The organism is uncultured Winogradskyella sp. (assembly GCF_947495255.1).
Lineage (GTDB): Bacteria > Bacteroidota > Bacteroidia > Flavobacteriales > Flavobacteriaceae > Winogradskyella.
On record NZ_CANLYI010000007.1, the window covers coordinates 173,679 to 191,633 of the forward strand.

A 17,955-nucleotide genomic window follows, 5' to 3' on the forward strand; every position below is an offset into this window, starting at 1 on the left:
TTCCTTCTTAACTTTGGCTTCTAAATTAACTTGAAGTCATGGCAAAACCAATCACAGCAAAAAGAATATTAAAAATAATTGGAGGAATTATAGTATTCTTCACGTTACCTACACTCCTGCTCTTTGGTTTTATGTATTTAAAATACAACGAAGACTTACCAAAAGGCAAATTAGGAACTGAAGCTGACCAACTTGCTACAAAAATGTTGAAAGTTTTAGATGAAGAAGCTTATTTAAACACGGATTACTTAGAGTGGACTTTTAAAGGCATGCACCATTATAAATGGTACAAAACTGATAAAATATGTGAAGTTTATTGGGATGATTTCAGTGTAATTTTAGATTTTGAAAATCCAAACAAATCAAAAGTATTTGTTTTAGAACAAGACTATAATGGTATTGAAAAACAAGATTATATAAAAAAAGCCGAAAATTATTTTAATAACGATTCCTTTTGGTTAGTTGCGCCTTATAAAGTATTTGATACTGGTGTTGAAAGACGACTCGTAAAAACTGAAGATAATAAGGAAGCCCTTTTAGTCACATATAAATCTGGAGGAACAACACCTGGAGATTCCTATCTATGGCATCTTGATGCTGACGGAAAACCTAAAAGTTTTCAGATGTGGGTAGATATTTTACCAATTGAAGGTTTAGAAGCGACTTGGGAAAACTGGACAATTACAGAAAGTGGCGCACAATTACCTTCCTTTCACAAACTTCTTATATTAGGTATTGAAATGACTGATGTCAAAGGGTTAAGTATATAATGTAGATTAAGAATAGAAATTAAATTCTAAGTTTACATATCACGTAATTCTCTATTCATACGTTCATTTTCCTCAAGTTCTTTTTGTGGAATCACTTTTAAGAATGAAGGATGTTGCTCAATAGCATATTCAATTTTTTCAACAATCTCTGCAATAGATTCGTTTTCGTAATCAATTTTTAAAGGCTCTTTAATTTCAAAAGATTGAAAAATATTCTTCTTTTTAATTCGTAATCCTTTTTTATCAAACGAACGTCTAAAGCCGTCAATTACAATAGGTACAACAATTGGTTGATATTTCTTTATTATGTGTGCTGTTCCTTTTCTAATAGGTTTAAAAGGCGTTGTTGTGCCTTGCGGAAATGTTACTACCCAACCGTCATCTAAAGCGGTTTTAATCATAGTTATATCACTCATTTTCACTTGTCTATTAATATCTTTTCCTTGTGAACGCCAAGTTCGCTCAATACTAATAGAACCTGTATAAGCAAATATTTTAGGCAACAAACCAGACTTCATAGTTTCCTTTGCTGCAACGTAATACATGTTTAATTTCGGATTCCATAAATAACCAACATTCTTTATATTATCTAATCGTCCACTTAAACTTGCATTAAAGACATGAAACATGGCAATAACATCTGCAAAATAAGTCTGGTGGTTAGAAATAAATAAAACATTGGTATCTGGAAGATTCTTAATTATTTCAGAACCTTCAATCTGTAAGTCATTAAAACCTCTAAAACGTCTGTGTGTAGCCACACCTAAGATTCTAATAAGCCATTTTTTAACCCAAAGTATATGTCCGAAAGGATTTCTTTTGAATAATCCCATAGTTAATTTTCAAATTTTAAGTCTATTACAAATGTAAACATTAAGTTAAGTTATAAAACTTGTTTTAACAAGTCTTTTACTTCACCAAGCATCATTGCTGTTGCTCCCCAAACAATATGATCGTTTAATTTAAAAGCAGGCACGTCAACTTCAACATTAAAAGAGGTTGGCACTGTTGCAGTTACGGAATTAGCATCACTTAAAAAATCAGTAAGCTTCACTTCTATTATGGCCTCCACTTCTTCATCTTGTTTTGAAAAAATTAAATTTTCTTCCGAAATCCCAATATAAGGATGCACTATAAAATTACTAGGCGGAATATATATAGGTGACATCGTTTTTAATACTTCAAATTGTGTTCTAGACACGCCAATTTCTTCTTCAGTTTCTCTAATAGCTGTTTCTTGCAAATCGTTTTCATCTGCATCTTCATACTTTCCTCCAGGAAAACCAACCTGTGCAGAATGTACTCCTTTGTACGTTTTACGCAATATTAGAACGAGATAAGTTTCGTTATCTGGCTTTGGGTAAAACAATGCCATAACACCAGCCTTTCTTGCTGTTTTAGACTTCTTATTCATTTTCTCAGCTAAATCTAAACGATAAGGTGGTGACATTTTTGCATGTGAGTCCTCGCCCAAGAGCGCAAGATGTTTTATTTTTACTACAGATTCTAAAAACGTACTAAATAGCATTTATGAGATTTCGATTTGTGTTTCCGATGATCATCGGAATTGGATTATTACTTCTGAATTGTGAAGATAAACAAACTTCAAAAAAAAATAATGCTTCAGTTGTAAAAGATTCAGTTGTTTCCGAAACGATAATAATCCCTAAAAAACAAACTGATTCTATTTACCCAAAACTTACGGATGCTAATGCTATGGAGTTCTTTTTAAAATACGAAAAAGAACATAAAGAAAATAAAGCACGAATAACGACTGATTTTGGAATCATAGAAATTAAATTATATGATAAGACTAAATTCCATAGAGCCAACTTTGTCTATCTCACCAAACGCAACTATTTTGACGGTACACAGTTTTACAGAGTGGTTAAAAATTTTGTAATACAAGGCGGAAGTAGTGATGATTATAACATTGCTAAAAGACGACAAAAAATAGGCAGATATTTATTGCCTCCAGACACAAAACGAGGTTACACACACAAAAGAGGTGCTATTTCTATGCCAAGCAGTGAAATAGACAATGCATATAAACTGGCATCGCCTTTTCAGTTTTTTATTATTCAACGTCCTGGAGGAGCCAAATATTTAGATGGCGATTATACCGTATTTGGAGAAGTAACCTCAGGTATGGATGTGGTAGATAAAATAAATAGTGTAAAAACGGATGAAGGTGATTGGCCTTTACATAACGTTTATATAAGAAAAATAGAACTCATTGATTAAATCCTGAAAAGAAGTGGAGCTTCAAAGTTACAGAGCTTCAAAACTTTACAGTTTCAAATAAAAATACAATTAATTTTTCAACAAGAATTATAAAATTTTTAAGTAGACGTCTACTCTAATTTCAGTATCTTGTTTGCTTATTGAATTTCAATATTTTTTCTACCATTAAAAACCAACATATATGATTTCTAAGTCCATTAAAACTACTATAATTTGCAGCATCGTTTTATTTGCGAGCTGTAAAGAAGAAACTACCAAAACTCCAGAAACAGCAATGAGTGATAATGTATTAATACAAGAATGGACAGGGCCTTTTGAAGGTGTTCCGGCTTTCGATAAAATTTCTGTAGAAGCTATAAAGCCAGCAATGGAAGAAGCCATGAAATTAAATCTTGAAGAAATTGATGCCATAGCCAATAACACAGAACCAGCAACTTTTGAAAATACAATAACTGCTATGGAAAGCGCTGGTAAACCTTTAAGTCGTGTGTTTGCTTATTATGGGATAATGGGAAGCAATGTGTCATCACCAGAGTTTAGAGAACTACAGGCAGAATTAGCACCAAAACTTTCAGATTTTAGATCTCAGATTTCTCAAAACGAAAAACTATTCCAACGAATAAAAACTGTTTATGATGCGTCTCAAAAAACGCCTTTGGAATCTCAAGAACAACGTGTTGTAGATTTAACCTATAAACAGTTTGAAATGAATGGTGCTAACCTTGATGCCGAAAAGAAAAAGCGTTATGCTGCCATCAACAAAGAATTATCATCGTTATACACCGATTTTGCAAATAACGTATTGCATGATGAAGAAAACTATATTACCTATTTAAATGAAAACCAATTAGGTGGTTTGGCTGATGGTTATAAAAAATCTGCGGCAAAAATCGCAACAGATAAAGGGCAAGAAGGGAAATATGCCATTACAAATACACGTTCTTCAATGGATCCTTTTTTGACCTACTCTACCGAACGTGAGTTACGTAAACTCGTTTGGGAGAATTACTACTCTAGAGGTGATAATGGTGATGACTATGATAACAATAAAATTATAGCTGAAATTTTAAAACTACGTAAAGAGCGCGTTGGTTTGATGGGTTATAAAAATTATGCGGAATGGCGTTTACAAGACCGAATGGCAAAAACACCAGAAAATGCCATGGACTTAATGCTTAAAGTTTGGCCAGCAGCAACGGCAAGAGTAAAAGAAGAAGTTGCAGACATGCAAACCGTAGCGAATGAGCTTGGCGATAAAATTACAATTGAACCTTGGGATTACAGATATTATGCCGAAAAAGTACGTAAAAAGAAATACGATTTAGATAGCGATGAAGTAAAACAATATCTACAATTAGATAAACTGACTGAGGCTATGTTTTATGTTGCTGGTGAATTGTTTAACTATAATTTTACACCAGTTAAAGAAGGTTCAGTCCCTGTTTTTCATGAAGATGTGAAGGTTTGGGAAGTTACCGATAAAGATTCTGGCAAAAACATTGGCTTGTGGTATTTAGATCCTTATGCTCGTGAAGGAAAACGTTCTGGTGCTTGGGCAACGACCTATAGAAGTTCTGCGTCTTTTGAAGGTGACATGAATGTTTTAGCCTCTAACAATTCTAACTTTGTAAAACCAGCACCTGGAGAAGCCGTTTTAATCTCTTGGGATGATGCAACCACGTTTTTTCATGAGTTTGGGCATGCGCTTCACTTCTTTTCTGCTGATGTAAAATACCCAACATTAAATGGTGGTGTTAGAGATTATACAGAGTTTCAGTCGCAATTATTAGAGCGTTGGTTATCTACAGATAATGTGATTAATAAATATTTAGTGCATTATAAAACAGGCGAACCGATTCCGGCGAGTTTAGTTGAGAAAATTAAGAAAGCTTCAACCTTTAATCAAGGTTTTGGTACTACAGAATATTTAGCTTCTGCTTTAATGGATATGAAATTACATTTAGCAGACCCTACAGATATTGACATTGATAAATTTGAACGTGAAACGTTAGACGAATTAGGCATGCCTAAAGAATTACCAATGCGTCACAGAACACCACAATTTGGACATGTATTTTCTGGTGAAGGCTACGCAACAGCTTACTATGGTTATATGTGGGCAGATGTTTTAACTAGTGATGCTTCTGAAGCTTTTAAAGAGGCCGAAGGTGGTTTTTATGATAAAGAAGTCGCAGATAAATTAGTGAAGTATCTTTTTGCTCCTCGTAACGCTATGGATCCGGCAGAAGCCTACAGAAAGTTTAGAGGACGTGATGCTAAGATTGAAGCTTTAATGCGAGATCGTGGGTTTCCTGTGCCTCAAGAATAGACATTTTTAATATAAAAAAACACCTCTTCTAATACAATAAATATGAAACATATATTATGCCTTACAATGGTAATATTACCACTTATCTTAATTTCTCAAAATTCAGAAAGCTATTTTCCTGTTGAAATCGGCAAAGAAAAAAAACTCACTTGGTATAACGATTCTTATATAGAGTCTTTTACGGATTCTACTGAATTAGGTGGTGAAACATACTATTCTTATGTTCAAAAATTTAAAAATAATACTATAGCATTACAAATAAGAATAAGTAACGATACGGTGTATCATTGGAATGAGGTGAAGAAAAAGCATCAAGTCTTTTTTGGCGTTAACCCAAAGGTTGGTGAAACTATTGGCATCGGAACAATTAAAAAAATAGACGCTAAACTAAAAACACCCAAAGGCAAACTAACCGACTTACTTGTAATAGAAATGACCTATTCAAATGGTGCAACGGATAAAAGGTATTATCAAAAAGGAGTAGGTTTAGTTGCTGTAAAAAACAAAAAAGGGTTAATCTGTTATTATGTGCCAGATTAAAAACCGAATCAAAACAGCCAAACTAAAGTGTTGTTCCACCATCGACTATAATTTTTTCATTTCTTAATACTAACGATTTATCCGAAAGTAAAAACTCAACTATTGGAGCAATGTCTGTAGGTTGAACAATGCGACCAATTGGAGACGTTGACGAAAAATGATTTAGCAACTCATTAATTGCTGTATCAGTCATTCCTGATTTTTTTTGAATTGGACTTTCCGTAACTCCTGGACTAACAATATTAGTTCTAATTCCTTTATCAGCAAGTTCAATATTTAACACTTTTGATAAGCTCTCTAAGGCTGCTTTGCTCGCCGTATAGACACTTGTATTAGTGAAAGCTTTAAAGACAACAATTGAAGTGTTTAAAACTATACTTGAAGGATTTTTTAGAATTGGAATAAATTTTTGAACAGTAAAAAAAGCACCTTTAAAATTTACATTCATGGTATCATCAAATAGATCTTCAGTGGTTCCTTCAAAATTAGAGGCTTTAAAAATACCTGCGTTTACAAATAAACCATCAATCTTTCCAAATTCATTTTTAATTTTAAACACTAAGTCATCAATAGCGCTTAATGAAGATGTATCAGACAAAAAACCTGTTGAATTTTCTCCTAATTTAGAAACTGCTTTTTCTAAGTTTTCTTTTGTTCGTCCTGTTATTATGACCTTATAATTTAAATCTAAAAGATAGGCTGCACAGGCAAATCCAATACCTGTTGTCCCTCCTGTAATTACGACTGTTTTATTATTCATCTTTAATTTCTTTTTACAAATTTGAGAAATAACTATACATTTGACAAGTACTTACTTTTAGGTAAGTAACTAACTTTAAAGTTTTAAAAGTCTGTTTTCGTATGAAACCTGAAGAAAAAAAAATCGAAAAAAAATATCATAAAGCAAAAGAATGCCCTATTACTCTATTTATGGAACAAATTGGAGGAAAATGGAAACCTGTTATAATTTGGCTTTTGCTTATTAATGAAGTAATGCGTTTTAATGAATTAGATAAAGCCATTGATGGTATTAGTCAAAAGATGTTATCTCAGCAATTAAAGGATTTAGAAAAGTTAAAAATAATAAACAGAAAATCTTATCCAGTAATTCCGCCTAAGGTTGAATACAGATTAACAGAAAAAGGAAAATCTTTGAAAGAAAATTTGACTAAAATAATGGAATGGAGCAATTTGCACCTAAAGTAAACAAAAGCACCACCTTCTAAGTTAATGAAGATTAATCTTAACGCACAAAACGACCAGAAATATTACCTTCTATAATTTTTACAACATCATCAACGTTGCTGTAATTTACATCACCTTCATAAGTGTGTTTTAAGGCACAAGCTGCGCACGCAAATAACATGGCTTTATAATCATCGTAATGTTGCAATCCGTAAATTAAACCAGCTGCAAAAGCATCTCCTGTACCAATACGGTCTACAATGTGGGTAATATCTAAATCTTCGGTTTCTCTAAACTCTTTACCATTCCACATTCGGGCTCTAATCTTATGCCAAGACGCATTTAAAGCCGTTCTGATTTTATCAAAGACTTTGTTAATAGAAGGAAACGTTTCCATCAATTGCTGACTTGCTTTCTGGAAGTCTTCATTAGAATAACTATAATCCGTACCTAACACCTCATTGATTTCATTGATGCCACCAATAAATACATTAGAATAATCTAATAATTCTGTTAGCGCTTCTTTTGGGTCTTGTCCGTATTTCCATAAACCACTTCTATAGGTTGGATCAGCAGAAACCGTAATCCCTTTTTCATTCGCTAATTTTAAACCTTCTTTTAAGGTATCGTAAGCACCTTGTGTTAAAGCAGGCGTAATACCTGTCCAGTGCATCCAATTACCTTTTTTTAGAGCTTTTTCCCAATCAACCATTGAAGGTACAATCTCTGAAAATGACGAGTGTGATCTGTTGTAAGAAATCTGACTAGGACGCATAACAGCACCAACCTCTAAAAAATAAACACCTAAGGGTCGTTTAGAGCGCACAACGGAAGATGTACTCACGCCAAACTTTCTAATATATGAAATCGCTGTGTCTCCAATAAAATCTTCCGAAACAGCACTAATATGTTTTACATTACCTCCAAAATTGGCAATAGAAATACCAACATTTAATTCGGTGCCACCAAAATAAAATTCTACAATATTAGATTGCATAAATTTTTTATTTCCTCGTGGTGAAATACGCATTAAAACCTCTCCGAATGTTATAATTTGTTTCATGTTAGCCTATTTAGATATCTAAAATTTACTTTTTAAAGATAAAAGATACGGACTTAAATTTAATTGAATAAGTTTATAGCAAACAAAGTCTAAACAATTAATAACATCTTAAAAAACTGGGTATGAATTTCAATATAATAGAAACAAAACGCCTCTTCCTTAGGCGTATCACAGAAGACGATGCTCAAGATTTTTTTGAGTTAGATTCTAACCCTAAAGTGCATTTGTTTTTAGGTAACAAACCTGTAAAAACAATTGAAGAGTCTGAAGCTATGATTGCTAATATTTTAGAACAATATAAAACCAATGGTTTAGGAAGATTGGCCATAATTGAAAAATCAACAAATAAATTTATAGGTTGGGCAGGACTTAAATACGAAGAAACTTTAAGAAAAGAATTCAATTATTACGATTTAGGTTACCGACTTAAAGAACAGTTTTGGGGAAAGGGTTTTGCTACAGAAGCTGCTTTTGCTTCTTTAGAATATGGATTTAAAGATTTAAAACTAAAAGAAATTGGTGCCGCAGCTGACATTAATCATATAGCATCTAACACAATTCTAAAAAAGATAGGTTTACAACATTCTGGTACATTTACCTATGAAGATACGTTATGTAACTGGTACCTTTTACAAAATCCGGATTTGTAAAATAGAAATACTGCAGAGAATGAGCATAAAAAAACACAGTCAAAATACAATGAATGTTTTAGCTTCAATGATTTTGACTGTGTCAGCTTAATTAATCAGTTTATTTATATTTGTAATTTAAAGTTAATAGGAATACTATAAGGTACACTCACATTTCTGTCTCTCTGTCTTCCTGGTTCCATTTTTGGTAACAGACCCATTATACGTTCTGCTTCAGCTTCTAATAAATGGTTTGGTCCTCTACTTTTTATTTTAGTGATTTTCCCTGTTCTGTCTATGACAAAGAAGACAAATACTTTACCATGAATATTAAGCTCTGCTGCTGCTTCAGGATATTTAAAGTTTTTCAATAAGTGAGCTTGCATTTTCTTTTCAAAACAAGTTCTTAACTCCGCATTTGATCCTTTACAGCCTGGGAATGTTGGTACTTTCTCAATAACAGAGAATGGTACTTCAATATCTTCTTCGACCTCAACAACTTCAACATCTTCTACACCTACTTCTCTATCGTCAATAATATCATCTTGTCCTATTTCAGTACTTTTTACCACAGTTTCTTCAACATCATCAACATCTTCTACAATGGTAATCATTTCTGTAATAATTGGCTTTTGTGCAGGAGGCGGTGGTGGTGGAATATTTATGGTTGTAATTGGAATATCCTCGTCAAATTGATCATCTAACATTAAGACATCTGCCTTAATAGTATCTGTATTGTAAGTCTTATGTTCTAGTCCTATATATGTAAGGAGTAACATTACGTTTAAGCCAACAGCAAAGTATAAACTGCTGTTTCGACCTACATTGGCTTTTGGGTTTTTTTTGAGTTCCATGACGTTTAATTTTATGGTATAAAGTTACTTACGTTAATCATAATAATTAATGATATTCGTCATGTTTAGAATTTGAAATAGACATTCTAATAAATTATAAGTTATCTAATTGATTGTCGTTTTTATCTTCACTAATTGTCCAAAAGAATCCAACAAAAAAGAACTGATCTGCTGCAGGTGTTATTGCTCTTCTATTAAATTGACCATTAACATCTGGCGTATTAGCATATTGATAGCCATTAATGTTTCTAAATCCTAAAACATTATTAACTGAGAAATACAGAATTTTCTGTTGATCTAGTAAATAAGCCCAATTTAAACTTAAACTATGATAAGGTTTTGTGCGTTCGTCTAACAGTTGGTTGGTATTTGGATTTGTGTATGGACGACCTGATGAAAAACCATAAGATAAACCAACCTGACTTTTCCAGCTATCAATCCAATATTTACCAACAACAGATAAGTTATGATTGGTGGCATAATTAGGTTGTGCAGCTGTTTCAAAATTTTGATAGTTACGTTCCGTATCTAAATAAGAATAGCTCACCCAATAATCTACATTTTTAATACTTGTGTTATCTCTCCAGAAGAAATCTAAACCTTGTGCATAGCCATCGCCAGAGGTATTATAAGCACTATCAAACTGTGCAAAGTCGGTATCATACTTAATTAAGTTATCATAATCTTTTCGATAGGCTTCTGCCCTGAAGATTTTTCCGTTATTAACGTATTGATAATTCAGAATATAATGTGACGTTTTTAAGGCCTTTAAATTTTGTTCAAACTTTAAAACATTACTATTTGGGTTTTGAAAGAAGTTACCGTATGCTAATGAAAACTGTCCGTTTTTAGAGCTTTTATAAGCTAATGCTGCTCTAGGTGCAACTTCTGTAGATTTAAATACCGAGCTATAGTCTGCACGTACACCTACTTTTAATGCTAAATCTTTAGAGAAAATAAAATCTGCTTCTGCAAAACCTGCAGTTATATTATTGTCGTAACCATAGGTTTCATCTAATGAATCATCTTTAAAATTCTCCTTATAATCAGTGATAAATTGCTCAGTACCAAAACTAAGTTTGAATCTGCTATTAAATCGTTTTTTCAATTTCAACTTTACATGTGCTGAATTCTCCGTACCATCAATGTTACTGGTTTCAATTCCTAATTTATTCTTGGCATAGGTATAACTTACGCCTGTGGTCATCGTCCAGTTAGCACCTAAAACGCCTTTGTAAGAGGTGTTGAGATAGAAGTTGCTATTATTCAACTTAAAATCTATACCATCATCATAATTAATATCGTCTTGGTTGAGTTCAAATTTAGAGGTGTCAAAAGCAGCATAGAATTTTAACATGCCATTATCTAATTTTTGTCTAAATACGGTTTCGCCTTGCGCACTACTGTAGGGCGTTTTCCATTCATTTCTATCTTTAAACACTTCTAAATAGGGTCCTAAATTAATATAAGACACATTAAAACTTAGAGAAGATTTTTCCCATTTCTGAGTATTCCCTAACGTAGCACCAACACTCATAATACCAATATCTGTTTTTTCTTGCGTTGGCTCATCTATAGTATTTAAAAGCAACACACTAGATAAGGCTTGTCCAAACTCAGACGAATATCCTCCTGTAGAGAACGTAATACCATCAAACAAAAATGGCGAATAACGACCTCTAGTTGGAGAATTGTTTGGTGACGGTGTGTAAGGCGTAAATACGCGGATACCATCAATAAATATTTGCGTTTCATCGGCATTACCACCTCTTACAAATAAACGTCCATCTTCAGCCACATTAGACGTACCTGGTAAGGTTTGTAATGCTCCAACAAAATCACCTAACGCACTTGCCGTGGTTACCACATCTAAAGGTTTTAATGCAGATACTTTACTGTTATCATTCGCTTCAAACGTACCTGCGTTTAAAATAACAGCATCTAAAGATTCTACATCTTCTCTTAATTTAATGATGAGTTGGTGCATTTCTGAAACATTCTTAACTATGGATTTCGATTCAAAAGATAAGAATGAGATGACTAACGTTTGGGTTTCCTTTTCTTCTGTTGTAAAGGTGAAGTTACCTTCTTCATCTGTAGTTGCACCATCATAAGTGCCCTCTAAATACACATTAGCGCCATTTATGGGTTCGCTTCTGTGGTCTATAACTTTACCAGAAATGGTGGTTTGTGCATTGCTGATAGCGAAGATAAATAAAATGAGAATAGTGATGAGCTTGTTCATGTTTTGATTGATTAAAAGTTCGTTCTTTAATTGATAGGACAAACTTCTACAATTTTACATGCGAAAAGAATTCTAAGTTACCCAACTGTAATTTTTCAATGACGAATTGAATATTCTGAATAATAAAAAAGAAAAACAAGAGCTCAAAGCGAACAGTTAAAAGCCAACATCTAAAAAAAACTACTTCTTAAAAGGGCGAATAATTAACCGTGCCGCTTTATCAAAATTGATATAATTATAGGTCCAGTTGAAAAGCACAATCACACGATTTCTAAAACCTACTAAAGACATTAGGTGCACAAACATCCAGACAAACCAAGCAAAAAAGCCACCAAATTTGTAATGTTTTAAATCTACAACGGCTTTATTTCGTCCTATAGTTGCCATTGAACCTTTATCCTTATAAACAAATGGTTTTAAAGGCTTCTTATCTATTAAACGTAATAGATTCTTTCCTAATAAATGTCCTTGCTGAATAGCTGGCTGTGCAACTTGAGGATGACCTTTAGGATACGCTTCCGTAGCCATTAAAGCAATATCGCCTACGGCAAAAATATTTGGATAATCTTCAACTTGATTAAAGTGGTTAACGTTATAACGGTTCGCTCTTTCCATTATGGCTTCAGGTTTTAAACCTTGAATGGGAGCACCTGTAACACCTGCTGCCCAAATTAGGGTTTCAGATTCCATGGTGTCACCAGAATTGGTCGTTACCGTTTTACCGTCGTAATGTTTCACAATGGTATTACAACTAACCTTAACGCCCAATCGATTTAAAAAAGTTAATGCCTTTTCAGAAGCATGCTCACTCATTGGTGGTAAAACCCGATTGGCACCTTCTAATAAATGAATGTGCATATCATCAGGATTTAAGTCGTGATAATCTCTCGGTAATATATTATTCTTAAGTTCTGCAATGGCACCTGCAAGCTCCACGCCTGTTGGTCCGGCTCCAACAATCACAAAATTAAGATAAGCTTCACGTTCTTCTTCTGTATCTGCAATAGCAGCATTTTCAAAATTCTCTAAAATAAGACTTCTAATATCTAATGCTTGTGGCACAGATTTCATTGGCATACTATTAGTCTCAATAGCTTTGTTTCCAAAATAATTGGTTTTAGTACCTGTAGCAATAACCAAATAATCAAAGGACAAGTTACCTATAGTGGTGATAAGCTCGTTAGATTCTGGAATAATTTGTTCAACCTCAGCTAAACGAAAGAATGTGCTTTTGTGTTTTTTTATTATTTTACGAAGTGGATATGCTATAGAATCTGGTTCTAAACCAGAACTAGAAACTTGATATAATAAAGGCTGAAACGTATGGTAATTATGCTTATCAATAAGTACAACCTGAACATTTTTATTGGCTAATGCTTTAACTAAATTTACACCAGCGAAGCCACCTCCTATGATAACGACTCTTGGTAAATTGGTATCTGGAATATTCATAAAATAACAGTCGGATTTGTAGCCGTAAATTTACGAATTAACGCGTCAAAATTATCTGTTTTTAACTTTAGTTAAATAAATTTGTAACAAAACAGAAACACTTACTACTAATTAAGTAACCAACCAATTTCATCAATTGAATAAAGAACTAGAAAAGAGTTTTGTAGAACAATTGCAAAAACATCAAAACATTGTACATAAGGTGTGTCGTTTATACACTAACAATGCTGATGCTCATAACGATTTGTTTCAAGAAATCACTATACAGCTATGGCGTGCCTACCCTAAATTTAGAGGTGATGCTAAATTTAGTACTTGGATGTATAGAGTGGGATTAAATACGGCAATTACCTTATACAGAAAATCGAAAAGGAGTATAAATACTCAGGCTTTTGACACAGTACAATTTAGGATAAAAGCAGAAGAATATGATGATACTGAAGAGCAGCAATTAAAACTCTTATACCAAGCGGTACATCAATTAAATGATATTGAAAAAGCTTTGGTTCTATTGTACTTAGAGGATAAAGACTATAGAGAAATCAGTGAAACCTTAGGTATTACTGAAGTCAATGCACGAGTAAAAATGAATCGTGTTAAAAAGAAATTAAGAACCATACTAAATCCGTAAAATTATGGATGAATTAGAATTATTAAAGAAAGACTGGAAGCAAAACGAAAATCAATTTGAATCATTTTCGGATAGCGACATATATAAGATGAGCCATAAAAAATCATCAACCATAGTTAAAACACTATTTTACATCAGCATGGCTGAGTTGGTGTTTTGGGTATTGATAAATTTTCTGCCGTTTGTACTTTCAGACCGAATGAAGGCCCAACTGGAAGAGATTAGTCATAGCTGGATATATATAGGGCTAAATATACTGAGTTATGCCGTTATTGTCGCCTTTGTATATCTTCTTTGGAAAGCTCACAATGCCATTTCAGTGACTGATAATGCGAGAAAACTTATGAAAAGTATTCTTAAAACACGTAAAATAATTAAATACTATGTACTTTATAATTTATTTATAGCATTAATTAGTATTCCGGTGAGTCTTTATTTTACAATAAACGAACATCCTGAAATCTCAGAAAAATTAACTAATGCAACTTCGTCTCAGCTTATAGTAATGTCTTTAATATCTATAGGAATTACAGCTGTATTTTTATTATTAATCTGGTTATTCTACAAACTCATCTATGGTATCTTAATTAAACGACTTACTCGTAATTATAACGAATTAAAGAAGCTAGAAGTGTAATACACCTTGCTATGATAAAAACCACTAGAATCCAAAAACATCTTTTAATTGTTAGTGTTCCATTGCTCATTATTATTGCAATGGTCATCGTTTCTAGCTCGTCAATTTTTACTGTTGCTCCTAACAAATTGGCATTAGCCATAACTTTCGACTTGCTAATAACAGGTCCTTTTATTTATTTTTTACTCATTAGAAAAACCACAATTCCAAAAACAACCATAGTCCCTTTTATTATTCTAGGATTAGTGGTGGGTTCATTTATTATTCCATCGGAAAACCAATTATATTTAAACCTATTTAAAATATGGCTACTTCCGCTTATTGAAATATCGGTTCTCACCTATATTACATATAATGTTATTAAAGCCTTCCGTTTATATAAAGTAAATAAAACCCAATCCTCTTCAGACTTTTTTAGCATTTTAAAAGTAACGTGCTACGATATTTTACCCAAAGCAGCCGTTGTTCCTTTTGTAACCGAAATCGCTGTTTTCTATTATGGTTTTATGAGTTGGAAAAAACGACAGCTAAACACCAACGAGTTTTCATATCATAAAGAAAGTGGTACCATAGGTTTGTTAATTGGCATCATGTTATTAATTGTTGTAGAAACAATTGCCATTCATTTTCTTTTAGCAAAATGGAATAGTGTTATAGCTTGGATAATTACAGGTTTAAGTATCTATACAGCAATCCAAATTATTGGCTTTTCTAAATCAATATTAAAAAGACCCATAATTATTGAAGGAGACCTACTATACCTAAGGTTTGGCATTATGAATGAATCTATCATAGATACTAAACAAATTGAATCTATAGTGTTATCGACTTCAGATATTGAGTTAAATAACGAAACTCGTAAACTCTCTTTTTTAGGAAATTTAGACAGTCATAACATCGTTATAAAACTAAAAGAAGAACAGACATTACTAGGACTTTATGGATTTAAAAAAACATATAAAACCATAGCCTTCCATGTCGATCAAAAACATGAATTCATCAAAACAATAAATACCTTAATTCAAAAAAAGGACTAGAACACGTCTATTTACTTTCGCTGTCCTATAAACTGCTGACTCTTCAACTTAAACAATACATTAAAGCTCGTTAAACTGCCGTAGCTTCTGGTTATATACTGTTGCAAATCTATCTTCTCTTGTGCTTCTAAATTGCTAGAATTAATTTTTTGTTCCATAACACGCAAGCGATCTCTAACCATTGTTATTTTATGAAAAAAGGTATCAATAGGCAATTCCTTACCTTGTAGATTAGTATCACCTGGTTCCATAATCAATTTTCCGCCTTTCCATTTGTCTGCAATGGTAATGACTTCAGAAACATCAGACCATTTTTTTAATATGGACTTTAAACTTTGTTCTACCTCAAAAAAACTAATACTGTCTACCTCGTCTTCTGCCGCTTCAATCACTTCAAATTCTGAGTCTATAGCAATGGTTTCTAAGCCGTTTTCTATAAAGGTGACCCAATAGTGTTTTGAGGTGACATTAGTGACAACACCTTTTCCAAATTCGGCGTGATTAATTCTTGATCCTATACCTAATAATTTCATCTGTTTTTATAGTCTTTAAATCTGTTATACGTGTTTATACCCTACGTCACTTCGAGTGATTTTTTCAATTAAAATGAGAAAAAACAGTATCGAGAAGCCGTATTTTAATAGAACTAAAATAAAGAAAAATTAAAACTTAATAATAGAATCACCTTACAATTGTTAAGAATTATTTAAAGTGTTTTTCAATCTTTAAAATCTATTTATTTTTGATACAATCTCAATATAAAACAACATAATTATGAAAAAACTATTATTTACGCTGTTATTTTCGGGAATCTGCTTTTTATCTAACGCTAACAATCAACCAAAGGTTGGCGATGAGCTTGTTATAAATGAGCCTATTGCCCAAACTTATCATCATATTAAATTCCCAAAACCCAACATTCTAATAAAACGAGGAACGGTAACAGGTTATAAAAGTGTTTCTAAAAACCTGGTGGTAATAAAAGAAGTTATGACTAAAGATAATGGTGACCATTTTGTGGTATTGGCGAAAAAAGATGGTACAAAATTCTTTGGTTATTTATCTCATGTAAAAGCGAATTACACAAAAGCACTTGAAGCTGAAGAAATTAAAATCATTAAATAATAACGCGATGTCCGCAACAAAAAAAAGGATGCTATATACACAGCATCCTTTTTTTGTTTAAAATAGGTATCGCTATAAAAACGAAACCGATAATAGGTATAGAAAACCTATCGTTTTTTACTCTTAGGTTTCCCTTCTTTAATCTTTACATAAATAAGTTTCTTATGGCCTCTAGAATCCTCACGTCTTTCAATCTCAAAGTTAGAGATCGACTTAATTAAAGGGGTCAATTTCTGAAAACCATAATTACGCGAATCAAAATTAGGTTGTTTCTTTTGCAGTAAACTCCCAACATCACCTAAAAAAGCCCAACCATCATCATCAGCAACATCATCTATGGTTGCTGCTATAAAGCGGATTTCTTTTTGTGTTATTTTATCGTAATCGTTTTTAGTACTGGTAGCCGTAGTTTCAGATTCCGATTCGTTTTCAGAGGCTTGGTGTTTTAAAATCTCAATGTATATAAACTTATCGCAAGCCACAATAAAGGGGTTTGGTGTTTTCTTTTCTCCAATACCATAGACTGCCATACCTGCTTCTCGCAATCGGGTGGCTAACCTTGTAAAGTCACTATCGCTAGACACTAAACAAAAGCCGTCAACCTTCTCTGAATATAAAATATCCATAGCATCAATAATCATGGCAGAATCTGTGGCGTTTTTACCTGTAGTATAGCCATACTGTTGTATTGGTGTTATAGCATTTTCTAATAACAAACTTTTCCATTTATTTAAATTGGGTTTGGTCCAATCGCCATAAATACGCTTAATGGTTGGGTTGCCGTATTTAGCAATCTCCTCCATCATTTCTTTTACATAAGCTGATGGTATATTATCACCATCTATAAGTACTGCTAGTTTAATATCCATAAGTTTTTAATGTCTTGTTTTTACACTGTTAAAGGTAATGGCTTTATAGCAAAAAACCACGCTTATTAGAGTGGTTTTATGAGGTGTTATTTAAACAATTATGTGCGTGTTGCTTTTTTAGCCAATTTTGCAGCCTTTTTTTCTTTTGGTGATAATGCTGCTTCTTTTTTTACGTTTTTCTTTGCATCTTTTGATTTTGCCATAGCGCTTCAGTTTTAAAATTTCTCCGTATAATTACGTTCTAAATGTAGTAAAAAGGAGAATAAGACTGCGCATTTATTACTTTTGTTTTCAGCTATTTACATTTTTAAACTACTCATTAAGCCGCTATGGTGCTTTTTATAG

Annotated in this window: 19 protein-coding genes; 10 read left to right on the top strand and 9 right to left on the bottom strand. The window is 32.8% G+C overall.

Annotated elements, in window-relative coordinates:
• The first annotated feature begins 38 nt into the window (after positions 1-38).
• On the top strand, positions 39-770 hold the full coding sequence (locus tag Q0807_RS12800; RefSeq protein WP_299110415.1) for a hypothetical protein: 732 nt from the start codon (positions 39-41) through the stop codon (positions 768-770).
• A gap of 32 nt (positions 771-802) precedes the next feature.
• On the opposite strand, the gene Q0807_RS12805 is transcribed toward Q0807_RS12800, so the two are convergent.
• Together Q0807_RS12805 and Q0807_RS12810 are read right to left on the bottom strand one after the other, a co-directional pair.
• Entirely contained in the window at positions 803-1,603 is an 801-nt protein-coding gene (locus tag Q0807_RS12805; protein ID WP_299110416.1) for a 1-acyl-sn-glycerol-3-phosphate acyltransferase, read from the bottom strand.
• 50 nt (positions 1,604-1,653) lie between these two features.
• On the bottom strand, positions 1,654-2,298 hold the full coding sequence (locus Q0807_RS12810; protein ID WP_299110417.1) for a CoA pyrophosphatase: 645 nt from the start codon (positions 2,296-2,298) through the stop codon (positions 1,654-1,656).
• Positions 2,299-2,300: 2 nt separating this feature from the next.
• On the opposite strand from Q0807_RS12810, the gene Q0807_RS12815 reads away from it, so the two are divergent.
• The 3 genes from Q0807_RS12815 to Q0807_RS12825 all read left to right on the top strand — a co-directional run bounded on the left by Q0807_RS12815 (position 2,301) and on the right by Q0807_RS12825 (position 5,883).
• On the top strand, positions 2,301-3,014 hold the full coding sequence (locus tag Q0807_RS12815; protein ID WP_299110418.1) for a peptidylprolyl isomerase: 714 nt from the start codon (positions 2,301-2,303) through the stop codon (positions 3,012-3,014).
• Between the two features lie 181 nt (positions 3,015-3,195).
• Positions 3,196-5,343 (top strand): M3 family metallopeptidase, encoded by a 2,148-nt coding sequence (locus Q0807_RS12820; RefSeq protein ID WP_299110420.1) that lies wholly within the window; start codon positions 3,196-3,198, stop codon positions 5,341-5,343.
• 42 nt (positions 5,344-5,385) lie between these two features.
• Positions 5,386-5,883, top strand: a complete 498-nt coding sequence (locus tag Q0807_RS12825; RefSeq protein WP_299110421.1) for a hypothetical protein — start codon at positions 5,386-5,388, stop codon at positions 5,881-5,883.
• A gap of 22 nt (positions 5,884-5,905) precedes the next feature.
• Here Q0807_RS12825 and Q0807_RS12830 read toward each other — a convergent pair whose 3' ends face one another.
• A complete protein-coding gene (locus Q0807_RS12830) occupies positions 5,906-6,643 on the bottom strand; it encodes an SDR family oxidoreductase (protein WP_299110423.1) in 738 nt (245 codons plus the stop codon).
• Positions 6,644-6,744: 101 nt separating this feature from the next.
• Between Q0807_RS12830 and Q0807_RS12835 the strand changes: the two genes are divergently transcribed.
• A complete protein-coding gene (locus tag Q0807_RS12835) occupies positions 6,745-7,089 on the top strand; it encodes a helix-turn-helix domain-containing protein (RefSeq protein WP_299110425.1) in 345 nt (114 codons plus the stop codon).
• Between the two features lie 37 nt (positions 7,090-7,126).
• On the opposite strand, the gene Q0807_RS12840 is transcribed toward Q0807_RS12835, so the two are convergent.
• Positions 7,127-8,131, bottom strand: coding sequence for a sugar kinase (locus Q0807_RS12840; protein ID WP_299110427.1), 1,005 nt, complete (start codon positions 8,129-8,131; stop codon positions 7,127-7,129).
• Between the two features lie 122 nt (positions 8,132-8,253).
• On the opposite strand from Q0807_RS12840, the gene Q0807_RS12845 reads away from it, so the two are divergent.
• Positions 8,254-8,781: a GNAT family N-acetyltransferase gene (locus Q0807_RS12845; protein ID WP_299110428.1), complete on the top strand. Its 528-nt coding sequence runs from the start codon at positions 8,254-8,256 to the stop codon at positions 8,779-8,781.
• 104 nt (positions 8,782-8,885) lie between these two features.
• On the opposite strand, the gene Q0807_RS12850 is transcribed toward Q0807_RS12845, so the two are convergent.
• The 3 genes from Q0807_RS12850 to Q0807_RS12860 form a co-directional block, all read right to left on the bottom strand.
• Positions 8,886-9,614, bottom strand: a complete 729-nt coding sequence (locus tag Q0807_RS12850) for an energy transducer TonB (protein WP_299110429.1) — start codon at positions 9,612-9,614, stop codon at positions 8,886-8,888.
• 94 nt (positions 9,615-9,708) lie between these two features.
• Positions 9,709-11,859, bottom strand: coding sequence for a TonB-dependent receptor (locus tag Q0807_RS12855; RefSeq protein WP_299110431.1), 2,151 nt, complete (start codon positions 11,857-11,859; stop codon positions 9,709-9,711).
• Between the two features lie 180 nt (positions 11,860-12,039).
• Complete coding sequence (locus tag Q0807_RS12860) at positions 12,040-13,311, bottom strand: NAD(P)/FAD-dependent oxidoreductase (RefSeq protein ID WP_299110432.1); 1,272 nt, start codon at positions 13,309-13,311, stop codon at positions 12,040-12,042.
• 136 nt (positions 13,312-13,447) lie between these two features.
• On the opposite strand from Q0807_RS12860, the gene Q0807_RS12865 reads away from it, so the two are divergent.
• Genes Q0807_RS12865 through Q0807_RS12875 form a run of 3 tightly spaced genes read left to right on the top strand, consistent with a single transcriptional unit; the run spans position 13,448 to position 15,616 of the window.
• On the top strand, positions 13,448-13,942 hold the full coding sequence (locus Q0807_RS12865) for a sigma-70 family RNA polymerase sigma factor (RefSeq protein ID WP_299110433.1): 495 nt from the start codon (positions 13,448-13,450) through the stop codon (positions 13,940-13,942).
• A gap of 4 nt (positions 13,943-13,946) precedes the next feature.
• Entirely contained in the window at positions 13,947-14,579 is a 633-nt protein-coding gene (locus tag Q0807_RS12870) for a hypothetical protein (RefSeq protein ID WP_299110434.1), read from the top strand.
• 11 nt (positions 14,580-14,590) lie between these two features.
• Complete coding sequence (locus tag Q0807_RS12875; protein WP_299110435.1) at positions 14,591-15,616, top strand: hypothetical protein; 1,026 nt, start codon at positions 14,591-14,593, stop codon at positions 15,614-15,616.
• Between the two features lie 11 nt (positions 15,617-15,627).
• On the opposite strand, the gene Q0807_RS12880 is transcribed toward Q0807_RS12875, so the two are convergent.
• Positions 15,628-16,149, bottom strand: coding sequence for a hypothetical protein (locus Q0807_RS12880; protein WP_299110436.1), 522 nt, complete (start codon positions 16,147-16,149; stop codon positions 15,628-15,630).
• Between the two features lie 241 nt (positions 16,150-16,390).
• Here Q0807_RS12880 and Q0807_RS12885 point away from each other — a divergent pair, with 241 nt between their 5' ends.
• Positions 16,391-16,741 carry a hypothetical protein gene (locus Q0807_RS12885; RefSeq protein ID WP_299110437.1) on the top strand — a complete coding sequence of 117 codons (351 nt, stop codon included), beginning with the start codon at positions 16,391-16,393 and terminating at the stop codon, positions 16,739-16,741.
• A gap of 107 nt (positions 16,742-16,848) precedes the next feature.
• Here Q0807_RS12885 and Q0807_RS12890 read toward each other — a convergent pair whose 3' ends face one another.
• Positions 16,849-17,610, bottom strand: a complete 762-nt coding sequence (locus Q0807_RS12890) for an NYN domain-containing protein (protein ID WP_299110438.1) — start codon at positions 17,608-17,610, stop codon at positions 16,849-16,851.
• Between the last annotated feature and the right edge of the window lie 345 nt (positions 17,611-17,955).